The 20041-nt window shown below is 38.6% G+C and carries 14 protein-coding genes; 3 read left to right on the top strand and 11 right to left on the bottom strand.

Annotated features, from left to right (window positions below):
* Positions 1-576: 576 nt before the first annotated feature.
* From HMPREF2731_RS09110 to HMPREF2731_RS09130, 5 genes are all read right to left on the bottom strand, one after another.
* Positions 577-2094 carry a HAMP domain-containing sensor histidine kinase gene (locus HMPREF2731_RS09110; RefSeq protein ID WP_070872828.1) on the bottom strand — a complete coding sequence of 506 codons (1518 nt, stop codon included), beginning with the start codon at positions 2092-2094 and terminating at the stop codon, positions 577-579.
* On the bottom strand, positions 2091-2777 hold the full coding sequence (locus HMPREF2731_RS09115) for a response regulator transcription factor (protein WP_002290973.1): 687 nt from the start codon (positions 2775-2777) through the stop codon (positions 2091-2093). The genes HMPREF2731_RS09110 and HMPREF2731_RS09115 overlap by 4 nt, the downstream gene beginning before the upstream one ends.
* Before the next feature lie 191 nt (positions 2778-2968).
* Entirely contained in the window at positions 2969-4390 is a 1422-nt protein-coding gene (gene gndA, locus HMPREF2731_RS09120) for an NADP-dependent phosphogluconate dehydrogenase (protein WP_002290971.1), read from the bottom strand.
* A gap of 169 nt (positions 4391-4559) precedes the next feature.
* Positions 4560-4739 (bottom strand): 50S ribosomal protein L32, encoded by a 180-nt coding sequence (rpmF, locus tag HMPREF2731_RS09125; protein WP_002290970.1) that lies wholly within the window; start codon positions 4737-4739, stop codon positions 4560-4562.
* 57 nt (positions 4740-4796) lie between these two features.
* A complete protein-coding gene (locus tag HMPREF2731_RS09130; RefSeq protein ID WP_002290967.1) occupies positions 4797-5366 on the bottom strand; it encodes a YceD family protein in 570 nt (189 codons plus the stop codon).
* A 185-nt stretch (positions 5367-5551) separates the two neighbouring features.
* Here HMPREF2731_RS09130 and HMPREF2731_RS09135 point away from each other — a divergent pair, with 185 nt between their 5' ends.
* The gene (locus tag HMPREF2731_RS09135) at positions 5552-6454 is read left to right on the top strand and encodes a LysR substrate-binding domain-containing protein (protein WP_010726569.1); all 903 of its coding nucleotides are present in this window, start codon (positions 5552-5554) and stop codon (positions 6452-6454) included.
* 34 nt (positions 6455-6488) lie between these two features.
* Here HMPREF2731_RS09135 and pyk read toward each other — a convergent pair whose 3' ends face one another.
* The 3 genes from pyk to dnaE form a co-directional block, all read right to left on the bottom strand.
* Positions 6489-8273, bottom strand: coding sequence for a pyruvate kinase (pyk, locus tag HMPREF2731_RS09140; RefSeq protein WP_002290965.1), 1785 nt, complete (start codon positions 8271-8273; stop codon positions 6489-6491).
* Between the two features lie 73 nt (positions 8274-8346).
* Positions 8347-9309, bottom strand: coding sequence for a 6-phosphofructokinase (pfkA, locus tag HMPREF2731_RS09145; RefSeq protein WP_002310395.1), 963 nt, complete (start codon positions 9307-9309; stop codon positions 8347-8349).
* A 167-nt stretch (positions 9310-9476) separates the two neighbouring features.
* Positions 9477-12788 carry a DNA polymerase III subunit alpha gene (gene dnaE, locus HMPREF2731_RS09150; RefSeq protein WP_070872830.1) on the bottom strand — a complete coding sequence of 1104 codons (3312 nt, stop codon included), beginning with the start codon at positions 12786-12788 and terminating at the stop codon, positions 9477-9479.
* Positions 12789-13013: 225 nt separating this feature from the next.
* Here dnaE and HMPREF2731_RS09155 point away from each other — a divergent pair, with 225 nt between their 5' ends.
* Complete coding sequence (locus HMPREF2731_RS09155) at positions 13014-13199, top strand: YjzD family protein (protein WP_002290959.1); 186 nt, start codon at positions 13014-13016, stop codon at positions 13197-13199.
* Positions 13200-13259: 60 nt separating this feature from the next.
* Here the strand turns inward: HMPREF2731_RS09155 and HMPREF2731_RS09160 are convergent, their stop codons facing one another.
* Together HMPREF2731_RS09160 and HMPREF2731_RS09165 are read right to left on the bottom strand one after the other, a co-directional pair.
* Entirely contained in the window at positions 13260-14456 is a 1197-nt protein-coding gene (locus HMPREF2731_RS09160; RefSeq protein ID WP_002329062.1) for a multidrug efflux MFS transporter, read from the bottom strand.
* 169 nt (positions 14457-14625) lie between these two features.
* Positions 14626-16062 carry an NCS2 family permease gene (locus tag HMPREF2731_RS09165; RefSeq protein WP_002310391.1) on the bottom strand — a complete coding sequence of 479 codons (1437 nt, stop codon included), beginning with the start codon at positions 16060-16062 and terminating at the stop codon, positions 14626-14628.
* 292 nt (positions 16063-16354) lie between these two features.
* On the opposite strand from HMPREF2731_RS09165, the gene HMPREF2731_RS09170 reads away from it, so the two are divergent.
* Complete coding sequence (locus HMPREF2731_RS09170) at positions 16355-17164, top strand: Cof-type HAD-IIB family hydrolase (protein ID WP_002296740.1); 810 nt, start codon at positions 16355-16357, stop codon at positions 17162-17164.
* A 430-nt stretch (positions 17165-17594) separates the two neighbouring features.
* On the opposite strand, the gene HMPREF2731_RS09175 is transcribed toward HMPREF2731_RS09170, so the two are convergent.
* On the bottom strand, positions 17595-19748 hold the full coding sequence (locus HMPREF2731_RS09175) for a peptidoglycan D,D-transpeptidase FtsI family protein (protein WP_070872832.1): 2154 nt from the start codon (positions 19746-19748) through the stop codon (positions 17595-17597).
* Positions 19749-20041: the final 293 nt, after the last annotated feature.

The raw sequence follows: 20041 nt of genomic DNA on the forward strand, positions 1-20041 counted from the left end.
TTGTCTTACTTTGTTCAGTTTTCAAAGGTCTAATCTTTTTGTTTCAACAACTCTTTAATCTTATCAGATTCAGAAGAGAACGTCAACAACTTCTTTGTTTATTTTTTCTAAATGTCTTTATCGCTCATTAGCAGCGACTTGATTATCGTATCATTTCGATCGTTATTTGTCAATAACTTTTTTGAAGTTTTTTTGATAAAATCAAGCTTTATAAGCTTTCTCATCTAAGCGACTTCGTTATTATAACACGATATCAAAAGTGCGTCAACACTATTTTTTATAATTTTTAGCGACACCTTAAAGGAATCATTTAGAACAAATAATAATATAGCAATCTCTTTATAAAATTGCAATAGAAAATTCCCTATTTTTCTTTATTATTTTTAAAGACGAATATTAAAGTGTTTTTATTGTTTTTTGTTCACATAAAAGCTATTTACAATTTATCAACGAATGTTATTCTATTTTATTGTTCGCTAAATTTCTTTATAATGACCATCCTAAATTTCTTATCTGCTTGTATTTGGCTTCCTCTTTCTTAATGGATAATATAAAAAAACAAGCAAAGCACATGCTTTACTTGTCTTCTGTTTTTGCGATAGGAATAAAAATTCTAAAGATAGTCCCTTGCCCAACTACGCTTTCTGCTAAGATACGACCTTTGTAGTTTTCAACCAATTGTTTTGCGATAGACAATCCCAGACCATTTCCGCCCTTCGTTCTAGCCCTCGCTTTATCCACACGATAAAAACGATTGAAGATCTTATTAAGGTCTTCTTTGGGTATTCCTTCACCAAAGTCCTGTATAGCAATCTCAAATTCATTCAGAGTAGAAGAAATAGAGATATGGACTTCTTTTCGTGTAGTTGAATACTTTACTGCGTTATCCAATATGATAATGATTAATTGCTCAAAGTGATTACGATAAATTTGCAGGGTCACTTCTTTTGTCAAATCATCATCTAAAGTAATCACATAGTCTGGGTATAATATCTTGAAATTATTATAAACTTGATAGGTGACTTCTTTTCCTTTAGTTGTTTCATTTGCATAATGGACATCTACTTGTTCTGCTCTAGATAAGTCTAGCATCTCTTGAACTAAGCTTTTCATGCGGCTGATTTCTTGCATGCTGGCGCTTAATGATTCTTCCAATATTTCAGGATCATCTTTCCCCCAACGATTTAGCAGACTAAGATGCCCTTCAATGATTGCTACAGGAGTTCTTAACTCATGAGAGACGTCTTCCACGAACTGCTCTTGTTGTTCGATATACAAACGCATGCGGTCAAGCATCTCATTGAATATTTCAGCTAAATCTGCCAATTCATCATTCGTGTCGATTTCAGGCATGTGGATATCTGATTGCGGATCTTTACGTATAGTATCCATTGTATCTCTGAGTACCTTGAGTGGTTTCAAGAAGTAAGAAGATAAAAAGAAACCTAAAATACTACCTAAAATACTACTTAAAATCAAAGAAACGACTTCTAAAACAATAAGAGTCAATAATAGCTTATTTCGGATATCATAGAAAGAAGATAATTCATAGAAGCTTTGCGCATAACCAATCTTTTCTCTTGTTCCTTTAGAATATATAGGCTGTATAGATAAAAAGCCAGTTTTCCCTTCTAGTGTAACAATCGTTGGCACTTTACGTGTTGTTTGGATCAAGTTTCGACTGTTTTCGTGAGTTTTGAAAATCAAATTCTCATCTAAATCATACACATAAAGACCCATCGAAGGCTGCCCTAGCTCAGCTATAAAGGAATCAATCTTCATTAAGTTTCCTTCGACCAGTGAAGTATGATCTATGACCTCATCTCCGTCATTTGTCGCTTTTGTCAGATTACGATACGTATTCACTAATGTCAGTTCTTCATCCGAGTTAGCCAAACGAGAGGCTACTTCTGAAATCGTACGTTCTACATTGTTTCTTTCTTTTGCAACAATCAGATTGATAGATGATTTATAGGTAATGACCGCAAAAATTGTAAACACGACGAATATGAAGAAAGAACTCGCAAAGGCCCACTTGATTGTCAAGGAGGGCCCTTTCAGTTCTCTTTTTTCCGATTTTTTCGGCTTTATCACGAGCGCATCACATAACCTGTTCCGCGGACAGTTTGGATATAGCTTTCCTCCCCTGGAACGTCAATTTTATTGCGAAGATAACGAATATATACATCCACTACGTTTGTTTCAACTTCCGTTTCGTATCCCCACACTTTATTTAGTAAAACATCACGTGCTAATACCACGTTCACGTTTTCCATTAAAGTAAGTAGCAATTCGTATTCTCTTTTTGTTAGTTCAATTACTTCGTTTCCGCGACGTACGACACGGTTTTCTTTTTCGATAGTCAAATCACGATAAGTAATAGTGGTTTGTTTTGCCACATTTTTGTCACCTTCAATATCGATTCGACGCAACAATGCTCGAAGACGCGCTAATAGTTCTTCGATAGCAAATGGTTTGACGATATAGTCATCTGCTCCATGGTCAAGTCCCGATACACGATCAATTACAGAATCTCTTGCAGTCATCATAATGATTGGTGTATTTTTGACTTGGCGTACGCGTCTGCAGACTTCTAAACCGTTCAATTCTGGAAGCATCAGGTCCAACAATATGGCATCCCACTCATTATTTAATGCCGCATCTAAACCAGTACGACCGTTGTAATGGACTTCTGCGTTATACCCTTCATGCTTCAACTCTAGCTCGACAAATCGAGCTAAGTTCTTTTCATCTTCAATGATTAGAATATTACTCATTTATTATTTTATCCTTTCTATCTACTGGCTTTTTAAAAACTCTATCATTATACCGATAATCTGCTTAAAAATCTATAGTCATTTTATCATGAATAGCAGTTTTAAAAAAGAGCTGAAGTCTACTCATAACAATCGACTTCAGCTCTTTCGTCCTCTTTTTATTTTCTCATTTCCTAACAGCCGAAAGACTATTATTCTTCATGGTACCATGAGTAATGGAAGATTCCTTCTTTGTCGACACGTTCATATGTGTGTGCGCCAAAGTAATCGCGCTGGGCTTGGATTATATTTGCAGGCAGACGTTCTGCTCTGTATGAATCGAAGTAAGCGATGGCTGATGAGAAAGTTGGTACAGGTACGCCAGCTTGGACAGCCAAGGCAACGACGTCTCGGACTGATTGCTGATATTTTTTCGTGATTTCAACGAAATAATCATCTAGCAATAAATTTTCGATCTCAGGATTTTTGTCATAAGCATCCGTGATTTTTTGCAAGAATCGAGCTCGGATGATACATCCAGCACGCCAGATTTTTGCGATTTCGCCAAATGGCAAATCCCAATCAAATTCTTTTGAAGCGACACGTAATTGAGCAAATCCTTGGGCATAACTCATGATTTTACTGAAATACAACGCTTCTCGGATTTTTTCGACCAATTCTTTTTTGTCTCCTGTGAACTCAAAATCGTTCGTACGAGACAAAATTTTACTTGCTTGTACGCGTTCTTCTTTATAAGCAGAAATGTAACGGGCAAATACAGATTCAGTAATCAATGGAAGTGGCACGCCTAAGTCAAGCGCACTTTGGCTTGTCCATTTACCTGTTCCTTTATTTCCAGCTGCATCAAGGATCACATCTACGACTGGTTTACCTGTGCCTTCATCGTCTTTTCGAGTCAGGATGTCAGCTGTGATTTCGATCAGGTAGCTGTCTAATTCACCTTGATTCCATTCTTTAAAGATATCAGCCATTTCTTCTACTGAAAGGTCTAAAATATTCTTCATCAAGTCATAAGATTCAGCAATCAGTTGCATATCTCCATACTCAATACCGTTGTGTACCATTTTCACATAGTGTCCGGCTCCATTTGGGCCAATATAGGTAACACATGGTGCTCCGTCTTCTGCTTTTGCAGAAATTTGCTCTAAGATTGGTGCAACTAGCTCATACGCTTCTTTTTGTCCACCAGGCATGATTGAAGGTCCTTTTAAAGCTCCTTCTTCACCGCCGGAAACGCCTGTACCGATAAAGTTAATACCAGAGTTGGCTAATTCTTCATTACGACGCATCGTATCTTTAAAGAATGTATTTCCTCCGTCAATCAGAATATCGCCTTTATCAAGGTGAGGAAGCAACTCTTGGATTGTTGCATCTGTTGCCGGTCCTGCTTTGACCATCAGAAGAATCCGACGTGGTTTTTCGATTGATTCTACAAATTCTTCGATTGTGTACGTTGCTTTGAAATTTTTATCTGGGTGTTCTTCTACTACAGCGGTTGTTTTAGCCCCTGTACGGTTGAATAAAGCCACTGAATAGCCGCGGCTTTCTATATTCAAGGCTAGATTTTTACCCATAACGGCCATACCGACAACGCCGATTTGTTGTTTTGACATATGAACTCCTCCTACATACGGGATTTCTCCCTAATCTCTTACATTATAGCTTAACACGGCTACATTGCAAACTAAAGAACAACATATTTTTTATTTACCGCTTATAAAAAAATAAACCTCAAGGCTCCATGGTTAGCCTTGAGGTTTTACATTTTCTAATTAAAATGTATTAAGCTTCTTTTGACATTACGTCCTTACCATCATAGTAACCACAATTTGCACATACGTGATGGCTTTTTTTCATTTCACCACAGTTTGGACATTCGTTTAATCCTTTGATTGTCAACTTGTAGTGTGTACGACGTTTTGCTTTTTTAGCTTTTGATGTTCTTCTAGCTGGTACTGCCATTTTGCTACACCTCCTTGTAAAGTCTTGCACCTATAATAGATACAATATATTCCAATCTTACTTGTTATCGTCGTTTTTTGATTCAGAATCAAAAAGTTCAGATAGTTTTGCAAGACGAGGATCAATTTTATTCTCGGCTTCTTCCATTTTTCTGCGTTGGTATTCTTCTTCGGAAACAACTTCCCAATCATTGCCTTTTGGAAGTTCTGTCGCTGCTTCCTCTTCTTTTGTCAATACCCGCATCGGAATCGCCAATAAGATGTTGTCTTCAATTGACTCTGCTAAATTCAATAACGGACCTTCAATCAGCAAAATCTCATCTGCAGACATTTGCTCATCTCTGCTTTGGAATTGTTCTTCTGTCATGAATACTTCGTCTACAGAAAAATCCATCGGCAGTTCAACAGGTTCTAGCGAACGTGTTGAAGGAACTGTCAAAGTCGTCTGCACAGTGTAATGAACGATATAGCCTTTCTTATCAACTGAGACCAAACCTTCGACTTCCACTGGCGCAACATCAAGTATTAAATTGTCTCGCTTCATGAGAGCGGCTTTCAAGTCGAGCGTCTCATGAAAAGTTAACGGTGTCTCCTGGTATTTTCTCAATTCCAATAAAGACCATTTCATTTTTCATCACTCCTAAGCAACAAAAGCAATTATACAGGGCAAAAACCATGTTGTCAATGAAATTTTCTTGACACCTTGCAGTTCATAAAAAAACAGAAATATCTTTAACAGAAAGCCTCTGTTTGCTATCATCTTTAGAATCATTTACAATAATCATTATTCTATCAAAGGAGCAGATGATCTTTATGAACACGAAAGATATTGAATACTATGTCCAAATCGTCAAACAAAAAAACTTTACGAAAGTGGCTAATTATTTCCGTGTGAGCCAACCTACTATTACATATGCATTACAACGTCTTGAAAAAGAGTTTAACGCCATACTTATTACAAGAGATCGTTCGCATCACGAATTAATCGTCACACCTTCTGGAAAGCAGCTGTTTCTCCATGCACAAGCTATTCTCCAAGAGATTTCTACTGCAAGGGCTGAAATCACTCAGTTACAAAAGAAAAAGCTGCGTTTTGGCATGCCGCCTATTATCGGCAATGAGTACTTTCCAAAACTGTCAGGTTACTTTATCAAGCATGAATTGATGAATCAGATTGAAATCACCGATGGAGGCTCTCGGGACTTATATGGAATGATTCGTCAAGGGAGGATCGATTTAGCCGTATTAGGCTCAACACAGCCAATCGTAGATCAATATTTAGAAACAGAATTACTTTTGGATAAACGTTTCATGATCGTCGTTCCGCCTACTCACCCTCTGGCCCAGCAGAAGGCAGTCTCTTTCAAAGATATATCAGATGAACAGTTTGTGTTATTGAACGAACATTATGTCCACCCAGCAGCATTCACTAAACTTTCTAAACAAACACATACTCAACCAAAAGTTGTTTATCAAAGCAATGATTTGACGATTTTAAAGAGTATGATCCGTGAAAATGTTGGTATCGGTTTTTTGGCAGAGATTGCTGTCCATCCTGAAGATCATTTAGTTTGCCTGCCACTTTCAGATGAAGTTCAGCCTCGCTTCTTGATTTCATTGGCAAAACGAACACAACAGCTTGTCACACCGCTTCAAGAACAAGTAGTCCAAGTCATCCATGAATTCGTTACAGCACAAAAAAACAGCTCTTCGTAAATGAAGAGCTGTTTTTATTTTGTATTAAGCTAAATTAGATAGCTGTTGTTTCGCCACGGTAAACGATGCCGCGACGTGAATCAACAGTAATCAATTCGCCATCAGTAATTGTTGTTGTTGCGCCTTTAGCGCCAACGATTACAGGAATATCTTGTGCAATTCCTACAACTGCAGCGTGAGAAGTCAATCCGCCTTCTTCAACGATAACAGCAGCTGCTTTTTCGATTGCAGGCATGTATTCTTTGTCAGTTGATGGTACAACTAGAACCATTCCGTCTTTTGCTTTTTTTACAGCTTCTTCAGCAGATGAAGCAATAACTGCATTTGCAACGACAGATTTTTGTCCAACGCCTTGAGCTTCTAATAATTTAGAACCAATCATTTGAATTTTCATCACGTTAGTTGTTCCGCGTTCGCCAACTGGTACACCAGCAGTGATCAAGATTAAATCGCCTTCTGATGCGAAACCTAATTCAACAGCTTTTTTAGCTGCTAGTTCAAACATTTCATCAGTTGTTGATGGTTTTTCAGCAACTGTTGGGTAAACACCCCAGTTTAACATCAAACCGCGTTTTGTGCGTTCGTCAAAAGTAACAGCCAAGATATCTGCATCTGGGCGATATTTTGAAATCATTTTTGCAGTGTAGCCTGATTCAGTTGCAGCAACGATTGTTTTGACGCCTAGATTTTTTGCAGCACGAGCTACAGATAAACCGATTGTTTCAGTTACATCTGTTTTATCGAATTCGTTCAATTGGAATGTACCTAATTCTGATAATGCATTTTCAGCTTCTTGGTCGATACGTGCCATTGTTGAAACAGCTTCAACTGGGTAGTCTCCGTTTGCAGATTCACCAGATAACATTGTTGCATCTGTTCCGTCAAATACAGCATTGGCAACGTCAGAAGCTTCCGCACGTGTTGGACGTGGGTTTTCTTGCATTGATTCTAACATTTGTGTAGCAGTGATAACTGGGATACCAGCAGCGTTACATTTTTTGATGATACGTTTTTGAACCATTGGTACTAGTTCAGCTGGGATTTCCACACCCATATCTCCACGGGCAATCATAACACCGTCAGAAACTTTGATGATTTCGTCAATGTTGTCGATACCTTCTTGAGATTCGATTTTAGGGAAGATTTGAACATGAGTCATGTCTTTTTCTTCTAAAATTTCGCGAATATCTAGAACGTCTTGTGCTTTACGTACAAAACTTGCAGCGATAAAGTCGATATCGTTGTCTAAACCAAAACGAATATCGTCCGCATCTTTTGGAGTAATACCTGGCAAACTGATAGAAACGCCTGGTGCATTTACACCTTTACGTGATCCTAGCATACCTGCATTTTTAACTTCTACGACTAATTCACGGTTTGCTTCGTCTTTTTCAATGATTTCCATGTCGATCAAGCCATCATCGAATAAAACGTGTCCGCCTACGTGAACATCGTCAAATAATCCTGGGTAAGTAACCGCGATTTTTTCTTTTGAACCTACATGTTCAGGATCCATAGAGATGCGTGTTTGATCTCCTACTTCAAATTTGATGTATCCTGCACGACCAAAATCAGCTTCTGTTGTGCCTTGAACAGTTGTACGGATTTCAGCTCCTTTTGTATCTAAAAGAATACCGACATCTTTTCCTGTCTTTTTAACTGCTTCACGGACCATAGTCATACGTGATAATTGTTCCTCATGGTCACCATGAGAAAAGTTAAAGCGGAAGACATTTGCCCCAGATTCAATCAATTGAGAAATAATTTCTACTGAGTTACTTGCTGGTCCTAATGTACTAACGATTTTGGTTTTTTTCATTTAAAAAACTCTCCCATTCAATTTTGTTTATTTAAAGCTGTACACAGCTTAAATAGCTTGGTTTCTTTCACTCTTAAAATGAAAGTGAATTATTTAGATCATATAATGATAAGTCTGGTTTATGCTTGTTGTTTTCTAGTGTATCAATGATGTCAGCTGCAACGATTTCGTTGTCATGGATACCGACACATAATCCACCTTTTCCTTCTTGAAGCAATTCGACAGCGTAAGCACCGAATTTACTTGCTAAGACGCGGTCGCGTGCGCTTGGTGCTCCACCACGGACAACGTGTCCCAAGATAGATACACGTGTATGATAGTCGCCAAATTCTGAAAGTTTTTCAGCGAATTCATTTCCGCCCATTACACCTTCAGCCAAGATGATCAAGCAATGTTTCTTCCCACGATCACGGCCTTCTTGGATTTTTTTAGCAACTGAAGCCATATCAAAATCATGTTCTGGGATGATGATTTCATCTGCTCCGCCAGCTACACCTGACCATAAAGCGATGTCACCTGCATTGCGTCCCATTACTTCGATAACGAATGTACGAACATGAGAAGTCGCTGTGTCACGAATACGGTCAATTGATTCTAGCACTGTATTGATTGCTGTATCAAAACCGATCGTGAAGTCAGTACCAGGAATATCATTATCGATTGTTCCAGGAATACCTACTGCTGGGAATCCACGTTTTGTCAAAGCCATTGCGCCATGATAAGAACCGTCTCCCCCGATAACCACTAGACCTTCGATCCCGAATTTTTTCAATTGTTCGATTCCTTTTAATTGACCTTCTTCAGTTGCAAATTCTGGATAACGTGCAGAATACAAGAATGTACCACCACGTTGGATCTTGTCACCTACATCTGCCACATCAAGACGACGAATATCTCCAGCAACTAAACCGGCAAACCCATAATTGATCCCGTATACTTCCAGTCCTTCGTAAATACCTTTACGAACAACGGCACGAACAGCTGCATTCATTCCAGGTGCGTCTCCGCCACTGGTCAAAATTCCGATGCGTTTCATAATAAACATTCACCTCATTAAAATACTTTATCCTAAGTATAACTTAGGTTTACAACCATTTTTGCGTTAACCACGACTAACATTCTAACATTATTTTTCTCGCTTGTCTTGATTTACGGATAAAAAAATGAAAAAAAATGAAAGCAAGTAGTATTTTTTACCGTAAGTTATTTGAAAACCACATTATCTTCGCCAAGTAGAGAAACAAGTTGCCCCTTTATACTCTTGCTGTCATCCACCCAATAAGCATCGGACAGAACAACTTTTCGTTGTGTTTTTTCGTGGTACATAATTACTGGAATATATCCTGGGTGTTTCTGAAAAATCCCTTGTAATTGTTTCATTATCTCAGGGTCTTCCCGTTCTTCTGTAATACGCAAATAGCACGTTTGTGAAGGATACTGGGCTTCTAACTGGTTAGGATCAGCAAAGCTTTCTCCAATTAGTTGCAGTTCCTGATTATATTTGCTGATTTCGCTCCGCCCTTGAACAAAGATCACTCGATCAACGGCAAACAAATTACGATATTTACGATAAAGAGTTGGAAAAACCGTGACAGAAATTTCTCCGCTACTATCGGTTCCTTCCACGAAGGCCATCAGTTCGCCTTTTTTTGTCCGAATCTCTCTAACTTCCTTTATCATCAATAGTAAATTGACTGGTTGATTAGGAACGATATCTGTAATCAGCTGAACCTGTTTAGCCAAACGAAGCCGGTCAAACCCTTCTGCAGGATGCCCTGACAAATAAACACCTAAGTATTCCTCTTCCAGCTTCAGTCGTTCTTCTAGTGTATAGTCAGCGACTTCTTCTTCTTTTAATGCCATGATTCCTAGCAAATCTAGACTGCCACCACTGTAAACGATATTTTGGATTTTTCCTTCTAGATCAAGCATCAATTGTTTCCTGTTAGGAGATAATTCATCAAAAACGCCTACTGCTGTCAGTGATTGCAGCAACTCTAATTTCAGCCACCGCTTATCGATCCGTATGAGGAATTGATCCACTGACTGGAACGGGCCATTTTGTTTTCTTTCGTTTAATATATCTTCTACAAAATCACGACGAATACCTTTTATCGCTGTCAGTCCGAATCTGATTTCTTCCTTATTGACCAACTCAAAACTGGAATTACTTTGATTAATGGACGGCGAGGAAAGTTTGAGTTTATTTTTACGTGCTTCTGCAATATATTCTTTCAATTTTGATGTGTTATGCCGAACAGAATTCATCAGGCTGGTAAAGAAAGCACCTGGATGATGGGCTTTTAGATACGCCATTTGGAATCCCACGAAGGAATAAGCAAATGCATGCGACCGATTGAATCCATAGTTTGCAAATTTTTCAATATATTCATATACAGTCACTGCTGTTTTTTCCGAATATCCTTGTTGTAATGCTCCTGATACAAAATGCGACTTTTCTTCATCTAATACGTCTTTTTTCTTTTTACTAACTGCCCGCCTCAAAATATCTGACTGTCCTAATGTAAATCCAGCCATAGTCGAGGCGATTTGCATGATTTGTTCCTGATAGACAATCACCCCGTATGTGTTTTTCAAAATCTGGATCAGGGAATCATCAGGGTAGCGAATGGCTTCTTTTCCTTTTTTTCTGGCAATGAAGGTATCGATATTTTGCATAGGACCTGGACGATACAACGCATTGACTGCGGCAATATCTTCGATGTTTTCTGGTCCTAATCTTCGTAAAACGTTTCGAATACCAGCAGATTCAAATTGAAATACTCCTGAAGTTTCGCCTCGTTGAAACAAGAGTAGCGTTTTTGCATCATTTAATGGAATCTCTTTTAATCGGATTTCCTGCCCTTCTACTCGCTTAACAGCCTTTAAAGTAAAATCAATAATCGATAAATTGCGTAGTCCTAGAAAGTCCATTTTCAAAAGACCGATGGCTTCTACCTCATTCATCGTATACTGGGTCAGAAAAGCTTCATCAGAACCGCGTTGGAGCGGTACTAATTCAAGTAGATTCTTATCGCTGATAACTACCCCTGCTGCGTGAGTCGAAACGTGTCTTGGCAATCCTTCTAAAATCACTGCGGTTTTGAATAAAAGCTGGTTTTTTTCGCTTGCCTGAACTAATTCTACTAGTTGACGCGATGTTTTGTAGGCTTGGGTCAATGTGATTTTCAGCTGGTTTGGTATTGCTTTTGACCAGCGGTTTGCTTCACTTTGTGACAGACCAAACACTCTAGCGGCATCTCTAAGAACCATTTTTGCAGCCATTGTACCAAATGTCGCGATTTGCGCCATGTGATATTGTCCATACTTTTCTCGAACATAATTCAATACTTCCTCACGTCGGTTGTCAGGAATATCCAAATCAATATCCGGCATCGTAAAACGTTCAGGATTTAAAAATCGTTCGAATAGCAAGTCATACTCTAATGGATCCACATCTGTGATTTCTAACACATAGGCTACTAATGAACCAGCAGCAGAACCACGGCCTGCACCGGTAACGATTTTATTTCTATGAGCAAAAGCCATTACATCCCATACGATCAGGAAATAATCATCGAATCCCATTTGATGGATGACAGATAACTCATAGTCCAAACGTTCTCGGTACTCCTTTGTATAATCAACGATCCGATGTTCTACTTGCGAGTAGCATAGCTCTCTTAAATATTCTCCAGCTTGTTTTCCTTGAGGGACAGGATAGTGTGGGAGTAATTTCTGATGAAACTGAAATTCAAATGAAATCGATTCGGCTAAGCGCTGAGCACCTATTACAGCTTGTGAAAGACCTGCTTCTTCGAATCGTTTGATCATTTCTTGTTCTGAAAGCAGGTAACCATTTGCTGATGGTAAAGGTGCAGATAAACTTTCTAAAGGCATCTGACTTCCCTCTTTGATATGCTTCATCACTTCAAGCGCAAAAAGGTCTTCTTGCTGTAAACTAGCGATTGGATGCAATGCACAAAGCGGATAATTTTCTTTTGTCACATACTGATACCATTCAGGCAATTGATCAGGCGTATTTTCTGACAATCCGATATAAAAATCTTTAGCGAAAACATTTTCAAGCAAAAACTGCCAATGACTGAAAAAATGTTCCTCTTTATTGAAAGCCTCAGAAACAGAATGATTTGCCGGAACGACAAACACTAGATGGTCGGTTTCTATCATATCATCAAGTGCCATTTTTTCTTGGATCATTTTTCGACTGGAAAGTTTCATCAGCTGCTGATAACCTGTCTCATCTTTTGCGTACGCAAGCAAACCATAATTTTTTTCTTCATAAGTATAACTAAGATGTAATCCAATGATTGACTGTATTCCTTCTTCTACACAAATACGATAGAATTCAGGTGCACCGTATAAGACATCTTTATCCGTTATGGCTAATGAAGTGTAGCCTTGTTTTTTTGCTTCTTGTACATATTCTCGAATACGGATCGTACTTTGTAAAAGAGAATAAGAAGTAATTGTATAAAGTTGTGGGAAAAACATCTTGCATTCCGCCTTTTTTTTCGTTAAAATTCACTAGCGTTAAAAGGTCTGATCCTTTTACTTTCATTAAATAACAAGTGCTGAAGTTGATTGTTCTACTTCATTTGCTTCTAGTCTGTAGGAATGAGTTCTTTCACAAGAACTCGAATTTTATTGAGATTTAGTCTCGTTTCTTTACATTCAAAGAAAATCTGGTAAAATTAAGATAGAAAAGAGGTGTTCTTTATGCGATATATCGTTACATTATTCTGGGCTGTCGTTCTAGGTCAAGTAGTCGGTTATATTGGTGCTGCATTAACAAGCGGAACATATGATTTTACTTTGACAACAATCATTTCATTAATTGCGGGTGTCATTATCCTTTTGATTGGTGCAGTTGCGCCAAGAAAAGAAACCTCTGCCCATTCGTAAAAAACCAGCCAAGAGCTTGAGATATCTCAAGCTCTTTTTTATTTCCAATTTTCACCACTATTATAATCTACTGCGAAGAACTTTACGAAAATTGAATAGAGAAAGAAGAATATTTGACAGGACGAATAAACTTGTCACAATAAAAACAGCACTGTAATTATAAGCATGCGCAACTGTCGACCCCAGCATGGGTCCTAGAACCTGTCCAAAGTTACTGAACATCTGATTATAGCTATAGATTCGGCTAACCCCTTCTTGTGGCGTGATCTTACTGATCAGTGTATTGACAGAAGGCATCAAAGCACCAGTTGAAAAGCCTAAAATAAAACGAAGTATACCTAATTGGAGTGGTGTCGTGACAAACGCCATGGGCAAATAACAGCAAAATGATAAGATGAGTCCGCCAATTAAAACTTTTTGATTCCCAATCTTATCCCCTAGTTTTCCTAGTTTTGGTGAAGAAAAGACTGCAGAAACACCAGCTATCGAAACAATCAAGCCGCTGACAAACAGGATATTTTCTGTACTTCCGCTTAACTCACGAATATATAAGGTCAAAATAGGGCTGATCGTAGTGATCCCTATCTGTAAAATCAAGGTCGTGATGAAGAGACCAATCAAAATAGAGAGATGATCCATTTTTGAAAAAATTTCTTTGGTGCTTATCAGATCTTTTTTCTCGATTGGATGGAAATCTTCTTTGACTAAGAAGATGGTCAGCACCGTTGTGATCATCAACAAAGCCCCTGTGATCAAGAATACATTTTCCATACCAAACCACTCAGCCAATGCACCGCCCATTGAAGGTCCGATCAGATTCCCAGCAATCGCTCCGGTGGATAATGTTCCTAACGCCCATCCGCTCTTTTCTCTAGGCGCTTGTGAAGCAATCATTGCTGTTGCATTTGGAATATACCCAGACAAAATCCCGTTCCAAAAACGCATGATCAAAAGCCAATACGCGTTCGGCACAAAAGCTAAAGAACCCATCGTCAACGTCATCCCAGCTGCTGCACGGATCATCATGAGTTTTCGACCTTTTCGATCAGCTAGATTTCCCCAGATTGGTGCAACCACGGCAGATGCAAAAGCAGTAACAGAGATTGCTAGTCCCGAAAACAATTCGATTTGATCTTTTGGTGTTCCTAGTTGCTCAACATAAACTGGTATGAATGGCATAACTAAACTAATACTTGCACCAGTGAAAAAACAGCCAATCCACGCAATCACTAAATTTTTTCTCCAATTAATCTCCATCTATCATCCCTCTTTCGTCTCTTTTATCATACCTATTTTCGAATAAACAAGCAACGATCTCGCTAGTAAAAAGAGAAAAATCCCGCAAAGATCATTTTATATGTAACGTTCTTTTTATGTAAAACAAAAAGAGACCAGAACAAATGCTGTTCCAATCCCTTCTCTTTATTTAAATCGTTGCTAGAATGATGAAGTTGATGATGAATAAAATATCAACAATCCACAAAGCAACAGAAACTTCATTGAATTTTCCTTTGATTACTTTGACAATTGTATAGAAAATAAATCCTGCTGCAATCCCATAAGAAATGCTATAGCACAATCCCATAAAGATCGATGCAAAGAAGGCTGGTAAAGCTTCTTCCATATCTAGCCATTTGATGTCTGCAAAAGAAGCCATCATCATTACCCCGACCAAAATCAGTGCTGGCGCAGTTGCTTGATTTGGTACGATAGCGATCAGCGGGGAGAACAAACTACTTAATGCGAATAGCACTGCCACTACTACTGAAGTCAAACCAGTACGTCCACCGGCCCCGATCCCAGCTGCAGATTCGACATAAGTTGTTGTATTCGATGTACCAAAGATAGCACCTACGGAAGTAGCGATTGCATCGGCAAATAGCGCTTTATCCATTTTTGTTTTGAACCCGCGACCATCTTCCAATGCGATCTCGTCCTCTTTTGAGAAAATACCTGTGCGGCGTCCTGTACCGATAAATGTTCCGATCGTATCGAATGTATCAGATAAACTGAATGCGATGATTGTCATCAATACTTGAGGGATCTTGGAAGAATCACTGAATAATGATTGCATTCCTTCAGAACCAAATGCTGCACCGAACGTTGTTCCTAATTCTTTAAATGAATTGCCTAACGAATTCGTTTGCCAATCAATGGAACTTAAATCAACAACACCCATAAAAATCCCAAGGACTGTGGTCGCTACGATACCGATAAGAATAGCACCACGGACGTTTTTTACAACTAAAATGGCTGTCAGTACCAAACCAATCACGGCTAACAAGATAGGTGCGTTGTCAAAATTGGCTAACGCGGGAACGATTCCGCCATTTATCGTAACATTTGTTGCTTTTCCACCTTCAACGACAGAACTCGAAATAGCAGATTGGTCTGCTGAAAAAGATAAGAATCCTGCATTTTTGATCCCGACATACGCAACGAAAATACCGATTCCGCCACCAATCGCATGTTGAAGACTTTCAGGAATCGCCCGAATGATCATCTTTCGGATATTTGTAACAGTAATAAAAATGTTGATTAATCCGCAAATAAAAACCATTGCCAGGGCTTGTTGCCAAGAATAGCCAAGCCCGAAAACGACCGTAAAAGTGAAAAATGCGTTCAATCCCATACCAGGTGCCTGAGCATATGGGACATTCGCGAACAATCCCATGACTAGCGTACCAATGATTGATGCAATGATTGTGGCTAGAAATACTGCTTGGAACGGCATACCTGATGCTGATAAAATCGTCGGATTTACGAATAAGATATAACTCATGGCAAAGAATGTCGTTACTCCCGCCATTATTTCAGTTGATACATTTGTATTGTTTTTCTTTAAACCGAAAAACTTTTCCATAAAAAGTTCCACTCCCTGAATTTTTTTCTGATGGAAAACTATAATAATAATAAATATGCAAAATATGGCAAATCCATCGAACAATTTCAAATTATATAGACGTCTCATTCGTTTTTCAACGTTTTTTTAACAAAAAAACCGAAAACAATACTTAATGTTCGCGTTTAGCTCGTATTCATTTATTTACATAGCCATAACTGTATTTTTTGTTAGGAATAACTGATTGCTCTTGTTAATTACCTAAAATATGCTAGACTAAAACAAATGCTAGTTGAGGAAGGAAGGACCCTTATTGAATAAAAAATTAATTGCCATCGATCTGGACGGAACTACCCTCAATCAAGATTCGATGATTACATCTAAAACAAAAGAGACTCTGAAAAAAGCAATCAATGCCGGTCATCATGTCAGTATTGCTACAGGACGCCCATTCCGAATGAGCCATCAGTTTTACCAACAATTAGAATTAACAACACCGATGGTTAATTTTAACGGCGCATTAGTACACATCCCTAATCAGCACTGGGATGGTGAAAGAGAAACGTTGATCAATCGTGAAATCGCTTTTGAAATCTTATCGCAAAAAAAGCAGCTAAATTTAGATTTTATCGCTGCTGAAAATCGTGATACTTTTTTTATTGACAGTTTTGATTTCTTTGATGAAAAAATTTTTGCTTCTTCTCGTCCAGGAGAGAAGAATTTGCTTTCTCCTAAAAATTTGACGACAAATCCTACGTCTTTGCTTGTCCGAACAGACAAACGTTTTGCAGGAGCTGTATCTGCTGAATTAACACGTCAATTTGGCAGTTATGTCGATGTTCGGACATGGGGTGGACCTACTGCCATCTTAGAGATTGTTTCAAAAGGAATCCAAAAAGCAAAAGGCGTGCAAGAGATTGCTAACTACCTGTCTATCGATCAAAAAGACGTCATTGCCTTTGGTGACGAGCATAATGATTTGGAATTGTTGGATTATGCAGGTTGGGGAGTAGCTATGGCTAACGGTACTGATCAACTCAAAGGCATTGCAAATGATGTCACTCCTTTGAGCAATCAGGAAGACGGTTTAGCTGTTTATCTGGAAAAACTACTTAAACTATAATAGAGAATTAGATTCCACAAAAAAGAGGTTGTGACAATTTTTGTCACAACCTTTTTTGCCGAGTAAACGGTGTTCTCCTGCCAACTCCTCAATCACAAGTCACAATATTCATAAAACATGAGAAGCTGTTTTTTTGAACTTGTTCCTTGTGACTCGGAGCTGAATGGCAGGCCCACGACCTCTTGATAAACGGCGTTCAATCAGCTGTCCTTCGGTATTAGCTCAAAAACGGCAAAATATGAGGAACTATTTTTCCGTTTTGCCTCTCTAATACTCAGGTCAGGGCGCTGATTTCACAACCTCTTCCTTAAACGGTGTTCAAAAGCCAGTTTCTCGGTATGAAGTCAAATTTAAGCAAAAATGTGAGAAGCTATTTTCACAAAATTTTTCTTCATACTCGAAACTAAGCGGCTTTTTCACGACCTCTTTTTTATTTTGCCATGAACATATCATAATACGCGTCCATTATTTCTTTAGCAATCGTCAAGTTCATGTGGTCTTGTTCGTCTAATAAGTTCGGCAAGACAACACTGATGGCAATTTCCGGATTGTCTGTTGGTCCGTATGCCACGATATTACTATTGACTGTCGTAATATCTGGATGACCTTCCGCAACCGTTTCTGCAGTCCCTGTTTTTGCGGAAAGGTCCATTTTCGCACTGGCTAATGGTTTGGCTGTTGTGTAAGGATCGGTACCATGGACAACTTGGTGGAATCCTTCACGGAGGATCGCCATATTTTCTGCAGAAATATTGACCGTATTTTCTACTGTTGTGCCAATTTCTTTCTTCACTTCACCCAAGTTTCCATTTTCGTCATTGCCATAGATCGCTTTGACTACGTGCGGCTGTACTCGTTTCCCGCCATTAGCGACTGTTGAAGCATATTGAGCTAATTGGATTGGTGTATATGTGTCAAACTGTCCAAATGCCAAATCGGTAAAGTTACCTGGAGTATACCATTCTTTGCCATTATCCGCATTGAACTTCTTCATATAATCAACAGAACGTGAGATCCCAGGAGATTCATTCGGCAAATCGATTCCAGTCGTTGTACCAAGACCAAACTCTTTGAAAGAGTCTCTCAATTGCTGATAAGCTTTAGCTTCTTCATCTAAACTAGGTAGTCCCATTCCAGGTGTATAGTCTAGTCCTAACATCTTTAACGCCACTTTGATCATATACGTATTAGAAGACAATTCCAATGCTTTGACTGCATCAAGAGCAACTTGTCCGCTTCGATTAAAGACAGAGCTTTTTTCTGAAGCACCTTGCAGACGAATCGGCTCATCAATCAAAACTTGATTTCCGCTGATCGCGTTACTTGCCCAGCCTGCTGTCAAAGTACCAGCCTTGACTACAGACCCTGGAGCAAAGGCGCTAGTAATCGTGCCTAAAGCATTCTCGGTGATTTCTTTGGAACCTTGTTCATGACTGAAACCAGTCATTGCTAGCACTTCTCCTGTCTGAGGATTCATAGCCACTGCATAAGCACCAGGCGAATACTGTGCTTTGCCGTTGTTGATCAATGTTTGATAATTCCTTTTCAAAATTTCTTCTACTTTTGATTGGAATTCTGCATTCATAGATAACATTAAATTAGAACCTTTTTCCCCAGAGAAGATTTCTTTTTGATTCGAAACATTTCCTTCATTATCAAGGGAAACTTCATATTGGGTTTTGGTTCCTTGCAGGACATCTTCATATTGTTTTTCCAAATAACTTTGTCCTACACGGTCATTCCGAGAATAACCTTTTGCTAGGTATTTCTCTGCTTCATCTGCTGGAAGTCCTTGCTTTTCAGTCGTCACACTGCCAAGAATACTTTTCAGTGAACTTGCTGCATTATATTCTCGTGTCCAGTCTGTGCCAGTCGAAACTCCTGGAAGTTCAGAAGCGCGTTCTGCCACAACAGCTAACTCTTGATCAGTAACACCAGAGTTTTTGATATAGACAGTGTTTAATTCATATGCACTATTCATCCGTTTAAAGATGGTAGCAATTTTTAATTGCTCCTCGTTTAAATTAATCTCATCAGCTGTGACTTTATTGACCATCGCACTATATTGTTCGCTGTTCCCTAATTGCTTTTCTTTTGCCGAAAGTCTTTTTGTGGCTTCTTTCAAATGTTTGGGGTCAGCCAGCCAAAAATCTTTTTTATCTCTATCTGTCAGATTTTCATCTACCGGAACATCGATCAGCGAGTTCAACTTCGTTGCGATTTCAAGCAAATCTTTAGCCGTAACTTGTGTTCCTCTCGTATATGTGATGGCCTGATTCGCTTTATTCGTGACTAAAGCTTTTCCTGTGGAGTCGTAGATCATTCCGCGAGGAGTACTTTCTTGGACCGTAATCGTAGAAGTAGACTTCACTCGCGCCTCCATCTCTTCGCCGTTCACGATCTGCAAATAACCCAATCTAGCAATCAACGCAACAAATAACGTAAATATAATGAAAAAAAGAAAATTTAAGCGAAAAGGAACATGGGACCGGCGAAACGTTTTGTTCTTAGGTTCTTGTGCACCTTTTCTTATTTTTTCTAACCAAGAAGTATTTAATATTTTTTTCATAAAATCTTTCATCATTTCCTATCCTTCCGCCTATTTACATTCATGCTTCATTGTACCCAAAAACTTCTTAATAAAAAAGAAAAAATGGGCGGAGCAAGAAATTCTTTACCTAATTTCAAGATAAAATCAACTTTTTGTTTCACAGTAATCACTTAAAGTTACATATTCAACTATTTTTTTCATTAAAAAATAAACTTATTTTTGAAAATTATGTTTTCTTAAGTCGTGAAACACTTTGGTGGGTCATTTATTTGTGGAAAACTACGTTTTGTTATTCTCTTAATTGTCAAATTAAGTTAGACAGATCA

It is taken from the genome of Enterococcus sp. HMSC072F02 (genome assembly GCF_001837725.1).
GTDB classification, from domain to species: domain Bacteria; phylum Bacillota; class Bacilli; order Lactobacillales; family Enterococcaceae; genus Enterococcus_B; species Enterococcus_B lactis.